A 15,555-nucleotide genomic window follows, 5' to 3' on the forward strand; every position below is an offset into this window, starting at 1 on the left:
AACACACTCGCTACGCTTAACTCGATTTTCTCTGTGAGCCCGTTATTTTAGTATAGGAAATTTAATTTTTGAGCCTAACCCTTTCTTCCCATATTTCTCTGGGTACATGATAGACATTTTCAGCCTCATCTTCGGTTAAATCGCTTATTCCCCTCATAAAAAGGTTTGGCCAGCTGTCATCTTCAGAGATATAGGCGAAACGGATATTAAATTTACCCGAGTCTGATAAGCTGATATGGCAATGTGTCCATTGTTCTTTTCCTTTGAATGGCGGAAGATTTCTTATATTTTCTAATAAATCTAATATATCAGCAGCAATTTCTGGAGTTTCTCCAAATCCAAACCACTTTACTTCTTCATTAACAATGAAATCAATAGTATATCCTGAATTTCCATTGAATAATTGTGCATAATAGTTAATGCACGAAGACTCCTTCGGTAAATAAAGTCCATATTGTTTTTGCAATTTTGTTATAAATTTCTTCAATATAATTATCCATTTTATTTTCCTGTCGGTGTATTCTTGAGAATCCGGTTTATTTCTCTACCGTTATTTTCTGTAAAACTTATTATAAAGCTATCAGGCCGCTTGCTATCACCTTTATATATTGGTTTGATATTTACCTGAACCCTTCCTCCTGCTTGCAATGTTTTCTTCCATTGTTGTTCCAGTTTATACCAGTCTCCTGCTGCGCCATTTAATTTCTTATCCATAGGAATCAAATCAATGCCTTCCCCCGGACCGCCGAAGATAGATGCAATCAGATGTCCGCCACAATCACTCCCTTTACGGCATAAGCCACCTGAAACATGCTGTTGATAGGTATTTCTATCCCAAGGATCTATTTTAAATCAGCACGAACTTCTTTTACCCGCTTTTGTACATCGGTTGAATGCTGGTTGGCCAATTGATTTCAGGGGTTTGTTATTGATTGGTTGTGATGTGTAATGGAGAAAGACCGTCTGAAAACACCTGCAATCGTTTTCAGACGGCCTTTGATGCCGGTTTTTAACCCGGCATATGCTTGCTTCTGCATCTTTGTATACTGCTTAAACCGTTTAAGTCCAGTATTCTGTGCCGTCTTCGGGGTCTATCCAAACCGCGTAGGCGGGGCAGGGATCATCAGTAAACCAAATACAGATATCGCCTTCATAAGCGCCATAAGGGGTATCGCTTCGAGGCCAAACGGCTCTAAAAATCTGCTCCCACTCTTCGGGCGTATGTTCGATAATCTTGTCGTCGCGCTGCAGTTTCAGATGGCCTCGGCGGAGCAGTTCTTTAAATAAGATGAAAAAGGCTTCCGTCTGCTCTTCAAAATCATCGGAAAAATCTTTGACAACATCCCATACTAAATACAGAGAAGTCCCCATCGCATCAATAGTATCATTGATATCTTTTTCCAAACGGTTGTGGTATTGATTCAATCTCTCATTAGTTATCATTTGAATTTAAGCTCCCTAGGCCGATTTACCATACTTACCTTGTCGTTAATCATACTATTAAGTTTCTTATCCTTGATTATTTCTATCGTCCATCTCGGCTTGGTGCCGTCAGGCAACGGCGAACTGGATACCGAACGCACATTAATGGTCGCTCCCTCCGCTGTTTTGATATACCAACGCCCTTGTGAATGTGAAACAGAAGTTAATTTCCCGCCGCCCAACTTCTCGGCATATGCAAATACTTCTTTCTGCAACTGCGCGTTGCCGATTTTGCCGCTGTCGAACACCTTGGTCGTATTTACCTTGTTGGAACTGTTTGGCATTTGTTTAAGCTCCGTTCCGACTACAATTTGGAATAAAAAAACAGCCGAAATCCTGTGTTTGGGCCTCGGCTGTATGGTAAGGGCTTTTTGCAAAGGTCTCTGCCTGTCTGAAAACTTTTTCAGACAGGCATTTCATCATTCTCCCACAATCACCACATTCATATCGCCCGCTTTCACGCGGTGTTGCCAGGCGGATTTAACGTTTTCCGCGCTCAGGGCTGCGATTTTTTTCGGATATTGGTCAAGCCAATCGATGGGTAGGTCGTAAAAACCGATTACGTTCAGATAGCCCAGCAGCTTGCTGTTGGTATCGAATCGTAGCGGGAAGCTGCCGGTGATGTTGTCTTTTGCCTGCTGCAATTCGGCTGCCGTCGGGCCGTTTTGAATAAACTCGGCCAGCACTTGTTTGGCGGTGCCCAGGGCATCGGCGGTGTTGGCTTTTTCGGTGGAGAACACAATGGCAAACGGGCCGGATTCGCGCAGCGGCATCAGGCTGCTCGATACGCCATAAACATAGCCTTTTTCATCGCGCAGTTTTTTCATCAATCTGCTGTCGAAACCGCCGCCGCCGAGAATATAGTTGCCGAGAACCAGAGCGTAGTAATCAGGGTCATCACGCTTAATCAGCGGCATGGTCAGCACAATCTGGCTCTGTTTGCCTGCAAAAGGCTGCTTGTCGGTTTGAGCGGGGCGTAGGTTAACCGGCGGGATAGGCGCGGAAGCTTCGGTTTTGGCCGGTAAATCGCGTAACACTTCGCGCGCAATCTTATCCGCTTGTTTTTTATTCACATCTCCTACAATAGATACCACGGCATTGTTGCGGGCGTAGTGCGTTTTGTGGAAAGCTTTGATGTCGGCCGGCGTTATCGCGCGCAAGGTTTGTTCGGTTTGGTAAGCGCTTGCGGAATAGGGGTGGCCGGAATAATTCAGGCGGCTGGCGGCGCGTGAGGCGATAAAGTCGGGGTTGCTCAATTGCTGTTTCAAGCCGATAACGGCCTGCTCTTGGGTGCGTTTGAACACATGGCCGTCATAGCGCGGTGCGGCAAGGGAATCCCGCAAAAGACCGAGCGCGGGTTGCAGCGTTTGGGAGCGGGAAAGGCTGCGCATGGTTACGCTGCTGCCTTCCGAATCGGCCGAGCTGTCTATATGGATTGCCAAGTCTTCGCTGCGGGCTCTGAACGCTTCTTCGTCTAATTTTTTTGTGCCGTTGATTAAAAGTGCGGCTGCAAATTCGGCCGTACCGCTTTTTCCTTGCGGGTCAGCCGCGCTGCCGCTGCCTTTAAAGCCTACGGAAATATCGACAATCGGATTTTCATGGCGCTCTACCAACAATACGGTGGCGCCGTCTGCGGTGTGCCAGCGTTGGATGTCGATGGCGGATGCGGGTAGGGCGGTAGCCAATGCAGCGGCAAGAACGAGTTTTTTCATGATTTTCCTTCTTCATGCCATGCCTGTCTGAAAGGCTTTCAGACAGGCATGAGGGATATTGGGTTGTCTGGCTGCGTGAATTCGATCGGCAGCCAGCCTTTTATTTCGTGCTTTCTTTCTCAGGCGTCACAACCATCAGGGTTTCGCGCGCGGGGCTCAGCAATTTGGCGGCGGCCTGCACATCTTGTGCGCTCACTTTCGCCAAGCGGCGGCGCAACTCGGCTTCATCTTGGTAGCTGAAGCCGTTGGCTTCCAAAGAGCCAATCAGGCCGGCTTGTGCGTCCATCGAATCTTTGCTGTAAATTTCCGAGGCTTCCATCTGTGTGCGCACGCGCGCCAGTTCGGCCTTGCTCACGCCTTTGGCTGCGATATCGGCAATTTCACGGCGTATTTCAGCAACCAGTTCCTGCACGCTGGTGCCTGACGAAGGCATGGCTTTAACCATAAACAGCGATGACGGGGTGCGGCTGAACATATTGTAGCCCACACCGATGTCGGCGGCTTTCTGGCTGCCGCGCATCAGGTTTTTATCCAAACGGCTGGAGCTGTTGCCGCCCAACACTTCGCTCAACACATCCAGCGCATAAGGCATGGTGTCGTCCAGTTGTTTGAGGGCGGGTACGCGGTAGGACAGAATAAACATCGGTTCGGCCGTGATGGCTTGCGTTTGTGCGGATTTCGGTTTGCGCTCAAGCGGTTCTTGCAGGTTGTTGCGCTGGGGTAGTGTGCGCTGGGGAATAGCACCAAACAGTTTTTCCACCGTGCCGAGCGTTTGCTTGGCGTTTACATCACCCACAATTACTAATGTGGCATTATTGGGCGCATACCAGCTTCGGTACCAGCTGCGCAAATCTTCTGCTTTGAGCTTATCCAAGTCGGGCATGTAGCCGATAACCGGCGCGCGGACGGCGGGATTTTCATAGGCATTGAGCATTAGATGCTCCCAAAGCTTGCCTGAGGGATCATCTTCCGAACGCATGCGCCGTTCTTCGCGGATAACCTTCATTTCATTATCAAAATCTTTATTGCTGAAATTCAGATTAGCCATGCGGTCGGCTTCCATTTCCAGCACTTGCGGCAGATTTTTCACCGCAAGGTCGGTTACATACACCGTGTTTTCCTGCGAAGTATAAGCATTGTCGCGCCCGCCCAAAGCCGCTACGCGGCGAGAAAATTCGCCGGCAGGCACTTTGGCCGTGCCCTTAAACATCATGTGTTCAAGCGCATGACTCAAGCCGGTTTTGCCCGGCTGCTCGTCTAGGCTGCCTACTTTATACCAAAGGCGCGACACCGCCACCGGTGCGCGCCTGTCTTCTTTAATAATGACTTTCATGCCGTTGGGCAGCGTATGTTTCAACGTTTCGGCCGCAGCAGGCAGGGTGGCGGCCAGTAGTAAAATCAGAGCAGTTCTTCGCAACATAAGAGGTTATCCTGTTTCAATATAAGGCACATGATAATGGAAACATAAGGCTTTCGGAAGTTTTGTTCCTAGTATAAATAATATAGATTATCAAAATAATTTATATTACCTGATTATTTTAAATAAAATTACATGTTGTTTTATCAATCTTTGATAGGCAGACGCTCATGACAACCAAATCCTTCCCTACTGGTAGCAGGCATTTTTTCTGCCTGTCAGGCTCATGCGAAGGATGAAACCACGCAGCTTTCGGATTATGTTGTAACCGTGCCGACCGTAACGATTGAAGGGCAGGCCGACGCGCATTCACATAAAGGTTATCTAAATTATGACTAGGCCACCGCCACAAGAAACGGGCTGCCGGCCAAACAAAGAATGGGGCACTCTTCGGATGAAGACGGTGTTTGAGTTTAAGGAAATTTGTCTGAGCCGGGCATCGGTTTGGGGATGTTTATTGATCTTTTTTTCGGCTAATGCCGTCTTTGGGATAACCTTTGATACGGGATTCTTTTTCTATGTTATACACCGTATCGGGACTGATACCGAGTTCCTGGGCTACTTTGAGGATGGAGAGATGCTTGTGCGGGTTTGGCTAAGGCAAGTTTGTTGAATAGGTTATGAAAAGATTGTAATTTAAATTAAGTGGATTAACTGTACCTGGTTCATACAGCAGTAAAAGCATCTGCAAAAGCAAATGCCTGTCTGAAAAATCTTTCAGACAGGCATTGATTATCTAGCTAAGAAACTTAATTTTTATCATGATTTCGTCATGCCTTGGCATGAGGAATCCATTACTTTTTTAAACTTATCCGTTTTCACCTTATCCGCTATAAATTACATCCTCCGCTGAAGCCAACCTTCCATAAATCGACACAAAACTCCTGCAGTGCCAATCACCGCCACCATACGGGAAACGTGAAATGCCGTCACAACGGGCACGCCGAGCTGCAATACTTTTGCGGTAATCGTCATTTCCGCAACCCCTCCGGGCGCCAAGCCTAAGCCTAATGTCGGTAAGGGAATGGCACTGATGTTTGCCAGAATATAAGTTGCCAGCGCAGTGAGTAACAGCGATATGGTTACGCTGACAGCCACTATGCTTAATAAACGCGGGGCGCTCTTGAAAAAGCCCGGTGAAAATTTGTTTCCCAATGCCCAGCCGATCAATAATTGCCCGATTTTAGAAATCACGGGCGGCATGGCGGATAAGTGGATGTCGGAAACGGTCAACAATATTGCTGCCAAAAGGGGGCCGAATGTCCACGGATTCGACCATCTGCGCCATTCGAAAAATCGGGCAAACATATAAGCCAAGCCAAAGAGCAATATCAAGCCGTCCCAATGTATTTGCGTGTTTTGCTGCAATACGCTGTTATCAATGTTTTGATAGCCCATGTATTGATAGAAAAACGGCACGATGGTTACAATCATTAGCACGCGCAGCGAATGCGCGGATACGACTTTGTCGATTTGTGCGCCTTTCTGATCGGCCATATTCGCCATTTCACTGGCTCCGCCCATAGCCGAAGCAAACCAAGCGGTGACAAAATCCACGCCTGTAAAACGGTAAAGCAGCAAACTGCCAAGCACGCCCAAACCAACGGAAAACACCATACCGAAGAGCAGCCACGGCCAATATTCGAGCAACAAACTGACCATATCGGGCGTGAAATACAGCCCCAAAGAAATCCCGATAATCGTTAAGCCTACTTTACGGCACACCCCCGGTGCTTTTACAGGTAAGCCGTTCAAACTCAACACAGCGGTTGCCAACAACGAACCCAGCAGCCACGGAATCGGCAGCCCGATAGCATTGGCGACTAATGCACCGGCAAGCGCAGCGGCAAACCCGATTAAATACTTGGTGAACGTGTTCATTTAGGCATTCCCTATTGCACTAAAGCGACTCAGTAACTTACAGCCAATGTATAACAAAAAAACTGCATATGGTACATATTCTTAATGAAACCATATGCAGTTTTCAACCATATCGCTATCAACCGTGTGTTAAGCAGCTTTACGGCGGCGCAACCAACGGTATATCGGCAGCAGCACCATAAACGCAGACAAAACCCACAAAGCCTGCACAATCACACCGTTAAACAAAATACTGACATCGCCTTGCGAAATTGATAATGCTCGGCGCAGGCTCGACTCCATCAATTCGCCCAACACATAACCCAAAATCAACGCTGAAAGCGGGAAATTCAGTTTACGCAGGATATAACCGAAAATACCCAAACACACCATCAAAATCAGGTCGAAAGTTGTGCTGTGAATGGCATAAACGCCTACGAAGCTTACCGCCGCAATGGCCGGAATCAAAATGTAATTCGGCACATTCAACAATTTGGCAAAGAAACCCACCAGCGGAATATTGAGTATTAACAAAATCACGTTGCCGATAAACAAAGAGGCTATCAATCCCCACACAATATCGGGCTGCTCGCTAAACAACTGCGGGCCGGGCGTGATGTTGTAGAGTGTAAGCGCGCCCATCATCACGGCGGTAGTGCCGGAGCCGGGCACGCCCAAAGTCAACATAGGAATAAACGAACCGCAGGCAGAAGCATTGTTGGCAGCTTCGGGGGCAGCAATACCGCGCAAATCGCCATTACCGAAATGGCCTTCTTTTCCTGCAATTTTTTTCTCGTTGGTATAAGACATCGCGCTGGCAATCGTGGCGCCCGCTCCCGGCAGAATACCGATAAAGAAACCGGCTACACCGCTTCGTACAATCGCACCCAAACTGAACAGCAGTTCTTTTAAGTTAAACAAAGTGCGCTTGCCCTGCTCCAATGCTTTTTGGCCTTTTTCCGTATGCTCCAGCATAATCAGAATTTCGCTGACGCTGAAAAAGCCGATAACGATGGTAGTGAATTGAATGCCGTCCGACAAATTAATCGAATCAAAAGTAAAACGGTACACACCGGTTACGGCATCCACGCCCACCATCACCAAGCCCAAACCGATCAGCGCTGCCACGCCGGTTTTCACCGGTTGGTCGCTGACCAAACCGCTCAAACAGGTAATGGCGAACACCATCAGAACGAAGTATTCCGCAGGGCCGAATGCAATCGCCCAATGTGCCAACAGGGGCGCAAACAAAACCACACCGATGGTGGCAATCAGGCTGCCGACAAACGAACTGGCCGCCGACAAAGACAAGGCAATGCCGGCCTTTCCCTGCTTGGCTAAAGGATAACCGTCAAGCGTGGACATAATCGCCGCCGCATCGCCCGGCACATTGAGTAAAATGGCGGAAATCCGCCCGCCGTACTCGCAGCCGAGATAAACGGCAGCCAGCAAAATCAAAGCCGAATCGGCAGGCAGCCCCAAAGCGAAGGCAAAAGGCAGCAACAAAGCCACGCCGTTAATCGGCCCTAATCCGGGCAACATGCCGACGATGGTACCGATAAAAGCACCGACAAATGCCAGCATCAGGTTTTTCGGCATCAGTGCCACCTGAAAACCCGACATTAAATATTCTAAAGTTTCCATTTACTTAATATCCCTCCGCCATCATCAACCGAAAAAGCCCAATGGCAACGGCACATCAAGCAATGAATTAAACAATAAATACAAAAGCCCGCCCAATACCGCACCGGATATTGCACAATGCCGGGTTTTGCCGCCAAACAACTTGCCCACGCCGAAAGCCATCAAAGCGGTAGCGATGGGAAAGCCCAAAGTTTCAAACAAAACCGCATAAGTAGCCAAAAATACAATACACAAGCCGACTTTTTTCAAAATGGCCGGGGTGTATCCTAAATCAATATGTTCGCCGCGCGGCCGCACAATCAAAAACAGGCAGCATAAAGCAAGCAAAGAAAGAATCAGCACAGGATAAGGGCGCGGACCCAAAGGGTCATAAGCAACCGGTGCCGTATAACCCCATGCCAAATACAGAAGGCCGAGCACCGTCAATAGCAATGCTCCTGCAAATAAGCGTTCGATTTTCATGCAGTGAAGCTCCGTTTGGAAATCATTAAAAGTATTTTTAACCGTTGTATCGACTGAAGGCCAAACGATAATAAAAACCGGCAACCGCAGTTGCCGTTTTTATTATTCCAATTTTGATCAAAGCGTTAGAATTTCATTTCTATCAACAGTTAAAGACCAATACTCAAAATGTTGCCTAATTATTTGATTAACTCGAATTCCTTAGACAAGCCGCGCATCTCTTCGGTGGTTTTTTCCACATATTTCGCCAACTCGTCTCCGGTCAGTTCAAACGGCAGCAAATCGCGTTGTGTGCGCAACTCTGCAAATTTCGGGTCTTTCAGCATGGCATCAAAATGCGTTTTCCACCATTGGAAAGCCTCTTCGCTTACTTTCGGCCCCATGTAATAGCCGCGGATAACCGGCCATTCCACGTCATAACCTTGCTCTTTTGCAGTGGGAATATCTTTCAGACGGCCTTCCAGTCTGTTAGGCGCAAACACGGCCAAAACGCGCACTTTGCCGGATTCAATGTGCGGCCCCATTTCGGCGATACCTGCGCTGACTACGCTGATATGGTTGCCCAAGACGGCTGTAACCGCCTCACCGCCACCTTCCAGCGCCACATAAGTCATGTCCTTCGGCTTGATGCCGGCCGCTTTGGCCACCATTGCCGTTTGCAGCCAGTCTTGGCCGCCCACGCTACCGCCCGCGCCGAAGCTGACCGCTTTGGGGTCTTTTTTCAATGCATCAACCAAATCCTGCAGATTTTTCAAAGGTGAATCTGCATTCACGGCCACCATCCCGTAATCGGTGCCGACGGCAGCCAGCCAGCGCACATCTTTCTCCGAATATTGGCCGAACTTACCTTGTGCCAGATTCAGCAGCGAACCGGTAGAAAAGGCAATAATCGCATCATTATTGGCCGGGTCGTTCGCAACGATTTTGTTATACGCAACGGCACCCACACCGCCCGGCATATACGTTACGCGCATCGGTTTATCCAATTGGCCGGTATCTTTCAAACCGCTTTGCGCCAGCTTGCAGGTCAAATCAAACCCGCCACCCGGTTTGGCCGGAGCAATACACTCAGGCTTGGCCGGAGCACCCGCCTCCGCTTTGTCTTTATTACATGCGCTTAATGACAATGCGGCCGCAACTGCCAAGCTTAAGTAGGTATATTTTTTAAATTGCATATTAATTTCTCCAATAGAGGTATGTGTCGAAAGATTTTGCCAAGCAGATTACAAACTTGAATCTCCAATGGTTATAAAATTCTTAACCTTAATCTTTAAGGCAGAAAAATTAAATGAATTCCGAGGTTTTGTCAACTTTATTCAATTTTTGTGAAAATTTAATGATTTATCTGAATAATTCTTAACATATTAAAGACAATCTCACCATTGCTTATATGCCAATCTTATCCAACAACTTTATTTTCAAATAAAGATAATTTATTTAACAACGCCAAAGTCAGTTTCGTGCCGTTGTCGGCTCATTCAAGCAAGGGCAACAAACAATAAGTAAATTCAAACAACATTCTGTCATAGTCTGGTTACTTTAGTTATCTTGGGCTTCAGTTAAGACTAGGATAACCGAATGAGACCTTATTATCGGGCATGCTGATTTTTAAGTTTATTAACTATGGTACGGGCTGATTACATTACCGCTTTGACAACTTACAAAACCGTCTGCTTTGAGTCGGGACCCGGTAACTATGTAACAAAAATTAAGTTAACAAACGGCACGTACAAATATGAGTTATTTCTATCTTAATTAAAATTGCAAATATGCCTGTCTGAAACCTTTTCAGACAGGCATTCGGTTTGCCGACGCGTTATAATTCTTCTTTATCCTTAAAAAAACAGACACAACCATGACCGCTCTACATATTAGCCGTGCCTGCAAAACCTATGCCAACGGCTTTACCGCGCTCAAAGACGTGAGCTTTGATGTGCAGCAAGGCGAATTTTTCGCGCTGCTCGGGCCTAACGGCGCGGGCAAAACTACTTTGATTTCAGCTATGGCGGGCTTAAACCGCCTTACTTCGGGTGAAATTTCCGTGATGGGTTTCGATGTGGCCAAGCAATCGCGCGAATCGCGCATGAACTTGGGCGTGGTGCCGCAAGAATTGGTATTCGACCCTTTTTTTACCGTGCGCGAAGCTTTGCGTTTCCAGTCGGGCTATTTCGGCATTAAAAAGAATGATAAATGGATAGATGAAATCCTTTTCAACCTCGGCTTGCAAGACAAAGCCAACACCAATACGCGCCGTCTTTCCGGCGGCATGAAGCGGCGCTTGATGGTGGCACAGGCGCTGGTGCACCGCCCGCCGGTGATCGTGTTGGACGAGCCTACCGCCGGTGTGGACGTGGAGCTGCGCCACAGTTTGTGGACATTTATGCGCAGCCTCAACCGGCAAGGCCACACGATTATCCTCACCACGCATTATCTGGAAGAGGCGGAAGAAAACTGCCACCGCATCGCCGTGATGAAGCAGGGCGCTATGGTGGCGCTGGATAAAACCGAAAACCTGCTGCAGGGCGAAAAAGGCGTGCGTGTGGAAATGCTGCTTGATGCAACCTTGCCCGAAGCGTTGACCGGCAAAATCGAGCTGGCTGACGGTATGAAATATGTGTTGAAACTGGCCGATTATGCCGAGCTGGCCGATGTGTTGATTTTCCTGAAAACGGCAGGCATCCGCATGATTCACCTGAGCGTGTTGGAAAAAGATTTGGAAGACGTGTTTACCAAGCTGACAGGGAGCGGGCAATGAATATCAATATGACGGGTTTTCCCACCTTGCTGCGCAAAGAGGTGATGCGTTTTACCAAAGTGTGGCTGCAAACGTTGGGTGCGCCGATTCTTACTGCGCTGCTGTATCAGCTCATTTTCGCGCAAGCCATAGGCAAACATGCCGAGGCTTTGCCGGGCGTGCCTTACAATGCGTTTCTGATTCCCGGCCTTGCCATGATGAGCATGATGCAGAATGCGTTTGCCAACAGCGCATCCAGCCTGATTCAGTCGCGCATTACCGGCAATCTGGTGTTTATCTTGCTGCCGCCGATTTCCAATGCCGCGTTTTTTTCGGCTTATGTGTTGGCGGGTATTTTCCGCGGGCTGTTGGTGGGCGCGGGCGTGGTGGCCGCTACCGCATGGTTCGGCCTGCCGCTGCCGCACCATATCGGTTTTGTGCTGGCGTTTGCATTTTTAGGCTGCCTCTTTATGGCGTCTCTGGGCTTGCTGGCCGGCATTTGGGCGGAAAAATTTGACCAGCTGGCCGCGTTTCAAAATTTCCTGATTATGCCGCTTACCTTTCTTTCGGGCGTGTTTTATTCCATCCACAGCCTGCCCGCTTTCTGGCAGGCTGTGAGCCATGCCAATCCCGTGTTTTATATGATAGACGGCTTCCGCTACGGTTTCTTCGGTGTGAGCGATGCTTCCCCGTGGCTCTCGCTTGCCGTGGTGGGCAGTTTTTCGCTGGGTGTTTCGGTGCTGGCGTTTTTGGTGTTGCGCTCCGGCTGGAAGCTGCGCGGGTAAAGCTTAACGGCGGTACGTTGGGGTTTGACCTGTATGGTAAGAATGCCTGTCTGAAAAAGTTTTCAGACAGGCATTTGGTTTGGCGGCGGGTGTTTTCTAACCGTTCCGTTTCGGGTTTATATAATTTTTCATTCTATCTTAGGTATAAATAAGTCTTTCCGCTGCAACCTACCCCTCGCTTATGATTGGGGCTCGGTTTCAGAGTGGAAAGCAAAATGAATTACCTACCTTTATTCGCAGATTTAACCGGCAGGCATGTTTTGGTTGTGGGCGGCGGAGCCGTTGCGGAGCGCAAAGTGGAGATGTTGCTCAAAGCCGGTGCCAAAGTCGGGCTGGTGGCCGAAAAGCTTAATCCCGCTTTGGCGGAGCTGGCCGGGCAGCGGCAAATCGAATGGCTGGACACCAAGTTTCAGCCAAGCCGGCTGGATGCCGTTTGGCTGGTGATTGCCGCCACCGATAACCACGAGCTTAACCGGCAGGTATCCGAAGCCGCCGAAAGCCGCCGGATTTGGGCGAATGTGGTGGACGATCGCGATGCCTGCTCGTTTATCTTTCCTTCCATTATCAATCGCAACCCTATTCAAATTGCCATTTCCAGCGGCGGAACCGCGCCTGTTTTGGCACGCCTGCTGCGCGAAAAATTGGAAGCACTGTTGCCGCAAAACCTGGGGGCGATGGCGGAAACCGCCGCCCGCTGGCGCGAGCGCGTAAAAGCCAAGCTGCCTTCCATTGCACAGCGCCGCCGCTTTTGGGAAACCTTATTTACACATCCTGCATTTTTACGGTTGAGCGAAAGCCGCCAAACATCTGCTGCCGAAGAGTTTTTGTCGCAGCAGTTAAACGGTGCGCAAACAGGCTCGGGAGAAGTGTCTCTTGTGGGCGCAGGCCCGGGAGATGCGGGATTGCTTACGCTCAAAGGCTTGCAGCGCATCCAGCAGGCCGATGTGGTGTTATACGATGCTTTGGTTTCTGATCAAGTGTTGGAACTTATCCGCCGCGATGCGGAAAAAGTGTTTGTCGGTAAGCGCGCCGGCAAGCACAGCGTCATGCAGGAGGCAACCAACCGTTTGTTGGTCGATTATGCGAAAAAAGGCAAACGCGTTGTGCGTTTGAAAGGCGGTGATCCTTTTGTGTTCGGCCGCGGCGGGGAAGAATTGGAAGCGTTGAAAGCCGAGGGGATTGCGTTTGAAGTGGTGCCCGGAATCACTGCGGCTTTAGGCGCCACCGCTTATGCCGGTATTCCGCTCACGCACCGCGACCATGCGCAAACGGCGATGTTCATTACCGGCCATTGCCGCGCCGGCAGCGATGACTTGGCATGGCAAACCATTGCACAAAGCAACCAAACGCTGGTGGTTTATATGGGCACGATTAAGGCCGCCGAATTGCAAACCAATCTGATTGCCCACGGCAGGAGCGCAGACACGCCGGTTGCCGTAATCAGCAAAGGAACCTTGCCCGACCAGCAGGTTTTTTCCGGCAAGTTGAACGATTTGGCCGCTTTGGCCGCCCAAGCGCCTTCGCCGGCTTTGTTGGTAATCGGCGAAACGGCGGGGCTGGGCAGCGATTTGGCGTGGTTCGGCGGCGCACCGCAGCAATTTGTCGATACCCGAAACGTATTGTGGCAGGCTCAGGAAGAACAAGCCTTGCCAAAGGCAGGTTGAGGAGTAGGCCATGCAAACAGAATTGTATGTCAAGCCTCAGCTGTGGCGTATCCCCGCCATACCGGCAACCGTAACCGAATGCCTGTCTGAAAAAACCGCCGGGCTGCAACAGAGGCTGCAGCTGATTGTGTCGCAACACCAAAACGCGAAGTTTGCCAGCAGCCTTGCCGTGGAAGATATGGTGATTACCGACGTATTGGCAAAGATGCAGGCCGGTATCGAAGTGTTTACCTTGAACACCGGCAGGCTCAATACCGAAACCTTAGCTTTGGCCAATACCGTCGGCACACATTATCCCAAGCTCACCTTCAGGCTGTACACACCGGAAGCCGAAGCAGCAGAGGCATACACTTTGGAAAACGGGCCGAACGCATTTTACGAAAGCATCGAATTGCGCAAAACCTGCTGCCGTATCCGCAAAGTAGAGCCGCTCAACAAAGCCCTGGCCGACGCCGATGCCTGGCTCACCGGGCAAAGGCGCGGGCAATCGGTAACACGCACCGAGCTGCCGTTTGTCGAAGAAGACAATGCACGCGGCATCCTAAAATACAACCCGATTTACGATTGGAGCGAAGCGGAAGTGTGGGCCTACATCCTTCAACACCAAGTGCCCTACAACCCGCTTTACGAACAAGGCTATCCCAGCATAGGTTGCGAACCCTGTACCCGCCCCGTGCGCATCGGTGAAGACATCCGCGCCGGCCGCTGGTGGTGGGAAAGTCAAGACAGTAAAGAATGCGGTCTGCATAAATAGATTTCAGACAGGCATTCCCGCGCTTTTGATGAAAGCCGGATTCCGCCCCGTAAACCCTCTACTCCATAAGGCAAACCATATGCAAACTTCCATCCAAAACCATCACCTCAACTGGCTTGAAGCCGAATCCGTCTACATCATCCGCGAAGTGATTGCCGAAGCGAAAAACCCCGCACTGCTGTTTTCCGGCGGCAAAGATTCCGTGGTGCTGCTCGCGCTGGCCGTAAAAGCCTTCCAAATCGAAGGCCGGCCGCTCAAACTGCCGTTCAAACTGCTGCACGTCGATACCGGCCACAACTACCCCGAAGTGATTGCGTTCCGCGACCAAACCGTCGCCCGCACCGGCGTGGAGCTGGTGGTGGGCAGCGTGGAAGATTCCATCAAACGCGGCACGGTGGTTTTGCGCCGCGAAAACGACTCGCGCAACGCCGCCCAAGCCGTTACCCTCGTCGAAACCATTGAAGAACAAGGCTTCGACGCACTGATGGGCGGCGCGCGGCGCGACGAAGAAAAAGCCCGTGCCAAAGAACGCATTTTTTCCTTCCGCGACGAATTCGGCCAATGGGACCCGAAAAACCAGCGCCCCGAACTCTGGAGCCTCTACAACACCCGCCTCTTCCCCGGCGAAAACATGCGCGTGTTCCCCATTTCCAACTGGACGGAACTCGACATCTGGCAATACATCGCCCGCGAAAACCTCGCTCTGCCGCCGATTTACTACGCCCACGAGCGCGAAGTGGTGGAACGCAGCGGCCTGCTCGTGCCCGTTACCCCGCTCACACCCAAGCGCGACGGCGAAACCGCGCAAGTGCGCAGCGTGCGCTTCCGCACCGTCGGCGACATTTCCTGCACCTGCCCCGTAGCCAGCACCGCCACCACACCGGAAGACATCATCGCCGAAACCGCTGCCGCCACCCTTTCCGAACGCAGCGCCACCCGCATGGACGACCGCGTTTCCGAAGCGGCCATGGAAGAGCGCAAAAAAGCAGGCTATTTTTAGAACCGGCAAGCCGATACCGACAATGCCTGTCTGAAAAAGTG

Annotated in this window: 15 protein-coding genes; 5 read left to right on the forward strand and 10 right to left on the reverse strand. The window is 50.1% G+C overall.

The features are described from left to right. Positions 1–61: 61 nt before the first annotated feature. The 10 genes from HMPREF9370_RS11525 to HMPREF9370_RS01145 all read right to left on the reverse strand — a co-directional run bounded on the left by HMPREF9370_RS11525 (position 62) and on the right by HMPREF9370_RS01145 (position 9,752). Positions 62–487, reverse strand: coding sequence for an immunity protein YezG family protein (locus tag HMPREF9370_RS11525; protein WP_009115400.1), 426 nt, complete (start codon positions 485–487; stop codon positions 62–64). 14 nt (positions 488–501) lie between these two features. Further along, a complete protein-coding gene (locus tag HMPREF9370_RS11725; RefSeq protein ID WP_083821178.1) occupies positions 502–846 on the reverse strand; it encodes a DNA/RNA non-specific endonuclease in 345 nt (114 codons plus the stop codon). A 213-nt stretch (positions 847–1,059) separates the two neighbouring features. Then, positions 1,060–1,425, reverse strand: a complete 366-nt coding sequence (locus HMPREF9370_RS01105) for a DUF596 domain-containing protein (RefSeq protein WP_256998669.1) — start codon at positions 1,423–1,425, stop codon at positions 1,060–1,062. Positions 1,426–1,439: 14 nt separating this feature from the next. Further along, positions 1,440–1,766, reverse strand: coding sequence for a hypothetical protein (locus HMPREF9370_RS11530; RefSeq protein ID WP_156792950.1), 327 nt, complete (start codon positions 1,764–1,766; stop codon positions 1,440–1,442). A 135-nt stretch (positions 1,767–1,901) separates the two neighbouring features. Then, positions 1,902–3,194 (reverse strand): M16 family metallopeptidase, encoded by a 1,293-nt coding sequence (locus tag HMPREF9370_RS01115; RefSeq protein WP_009115405.1) that lies wholly within the window; start codon positions 3,192–3,194, stop codon positions 1,902–1,904. Positions 3,195–3,294: 100 nt separating this feature from the next. Further along, positions 3,295–4,614, reverse strand: a complete 1,320-nt coding sequence (locus HMPREF9370_RS01120) for a M16 family metallopeptidase (RefSeq protein WP_009115406.1) — start codon at positions 4,612–4,614, stop codon at positions 3,295–3,297. A gap of 834 nt (positions 4,615–5,448) precedes the next feature. Then, positions 5,449–6,492 (reverse strand): AbrB family transcriptional regulator, encoded by a 1,044-nt coding sequence (locus HMPREF9370_RS01130; protein WP_009115408.1) that lies wholly within the window; start codon positions 6,490–6,492, stop codon positions 5,449–5,451. A gap of 129 nt (positions 6,493–6,621) precedes the next feature. Next, complete coding sequence (locus HMPREF9370_RS01135) at positions 6,622–8,115, reverse strand: tripartite tricarboxylate transporter permease (protein ID WP_009115409.1); 1,494 nt, start codon at positions 8,113–8,115, stop codon at positions 6,622–6,624. Between the two features lie 24 nt (positions 8,116–8,139). Continuing rightward, a complete protein-coding gene (locus HMPREF9370_RS01140) occupies positions 8,140–8,577 on the reverse strand; it encodes a tripartite tricarboxylate transporter TctB family protein (RefSeq protein WP_040666749.1) in 438 nt (145 codons plus the stop codon). Between the two features lie 179 nt (positions 8,578–8,756). Then, the gene (locus tag HMPREF9370_RS01145) at positions 8,757–9,752 is read right to left on the reverse strand and encodes a tripartite tricarboxylate transporter substrate binding protein (RefSeq protein ID WP_009115411.1); all 996 of its coding nucleotides are present in this window, start codon (positions 9,750–9,752) and stop codon (positions 8,757–8,759) included. Between the two features lie 680 nt (positions 9,753–10,432). Here HMPREF9370_RS01145 and HMPREF9370_RS01150 point away from each other — a divergent pair. From HMPREF9370_RS01150 to cysD, 5 genes are all read left to right on the forward strand, one after another. Further along, positions 10,433–11,332, forward strand: coding sequence for an ABC transporter ATP-binding protein (locus HMPREF9370_RS01150; protein WP_009115413.1), 900 nt, complete (start codon positions 10,433–10,435; stop codon positions 11,330–11,332). 8 nt (positions 11,333–11,340) lie between these two features. Continuing rightward, positions 11,341–12,096: an ABC transporter permease gene (locus HMPREF9370_RS01155; protein ID WP_040667299.1), complete on the forward strand. Its 756-nt coding sequence runs from the start codon at positions 11,341–11,343 to the stop codon at positions 12,094–12,096. A gap of 215 nt (positions 12,097–12,311) precedes the next feature. Beyond that, positions 12,312–13,760, forward strand: a complete 1,449-nt coding sequence (gene cysG / locus HMPREF9370_RS01160) for a siroheme synthase CysG (protein ID WP_040666751.1) — start codon at positions 12,312–12,314, stop codon at positions 13,758–13,760. A 10-nt stretch (positions 13,761–13,770) separates the two neighbouring features. After that, complete coding sequence (locus HMPREF9370_RS01165) at positions 13,771–14,514, forward strand: phosphoadenylyl-sulfate reductase (protein WP_009115417.1); 744 nt, start codon at positions 13,771–13,773, stop codon at positions 14,512–14,514. 79 nt (positions 14,515–14,593) lie between these two features. Next, on the forward strand, positions 14,594–15,514 hold the full coding sequence (gene cysD / locus HMPREF9370_RS01170; protein ID WP_009115418.1) for a sulfate adenylyltransferase subunit CysD: 921 nt from the start codon (positions 14,594–14,596) through the stop codon (positions 15,512–15,514). Positions 15,515–15,555: the final 41 nt, after the last annotated feature.

It is taken from the genome of Neisseria wadsworthii 9715, assembly GCF_000227765.1.
Lineage (GTDB): Bacteria > Pseudomonadota > Gammaproteobacteria > Burkholderiales > Neisseriaceae > Neisseria > Neisseria wadsworthii.

Bases quoted from the DNA above. Each gene is read 5' to 3' on its own strand.
- HMPREF9370_RS11530 (WP_156792950.1), bottom strand. From the start codon at position 1,766: ATGCCAAACAGTTCCAACAAGGTAAATACGACCAAGGTGTTCGACAGC.
- HMPREF9370_RS01115 (WP_009115405.1), bottom strand. From the start codon at position 3,194: ATGAAAAAACTCGTTCTTGCCGCTGCATTGGCTACCGCCCTACCCGCA.
- HMPREF9370_RS01120 (WP_009115406.1), bottom strand. From the start codon at position 4,614: ATGTTGCGAAGAACTGCTCTGATTTTACTACTGGCCGCCACCCTGCCT.
- HMPREF9370_RS01130 (WP_009115408.1), bottom strand. From the start codon at position 6,492: ATGAACACGTTCACCAAGTATTTAATCGGGTTTGCCGCTGCGCTTGCC.
- HMPREF9370_RS01135 (WP_009115409.1), bottom strand. From the start codon at position 8,115: ATGGAAACTTTAGAATATTTAATGTCGGGTTTTCAGGTGGCACTGATG.
- HMPREF9370_RS01140 (WP_040666749.1), bottom strand. From the start codon at position 8,577: ATGAAAATCGAACGCTTATTTGCAGGAGCATTGCTATTGACGGTGCTC.
- HMPREF9370_RS01145 (WP_009115411.1), bottom strand. From the start codon at position 9,752: ATGCAATTTAAAAAATATACCTACTTAAGCTTGGCAGTTGCGGCCGCA.
- HMPREF9370_RS01150 (WP_009115413.1), top strand. From the start codon at position 10,433: ATGACCGCTCTACATATTAGCCGTGCCTGCAAAACCTATGCCAACGGC.
- HMPREF9370_RS01155 (WP_040667299.1), top strand. From the start codon at position 11,341: ATGACGGGTTTTCCCACCTTGCTGCGCAAAGAGGTGATGCGTTTTACC.
- cysG (WP_040666751.1), top strand. From the start codon at position 12,312: ATGAATTACCTACCTTTATTCGCAGATTTAACCGGCAGGCATGTTTTG.
- HMPREF9370_RS01165 (WP_009115417.1), top strand. From the start codon at position 13,771: ATGCAAACAGAATTGTATGTCAAGCCTCAGCTGTGGCGTATCCCCGCC.
- cysD (WP_009115418.1), top strand. From the start codon at position 14,594: ATGCAAACTTCCATCCAAAACCATCACCTCAACTGGCTTGAAGCCGAA.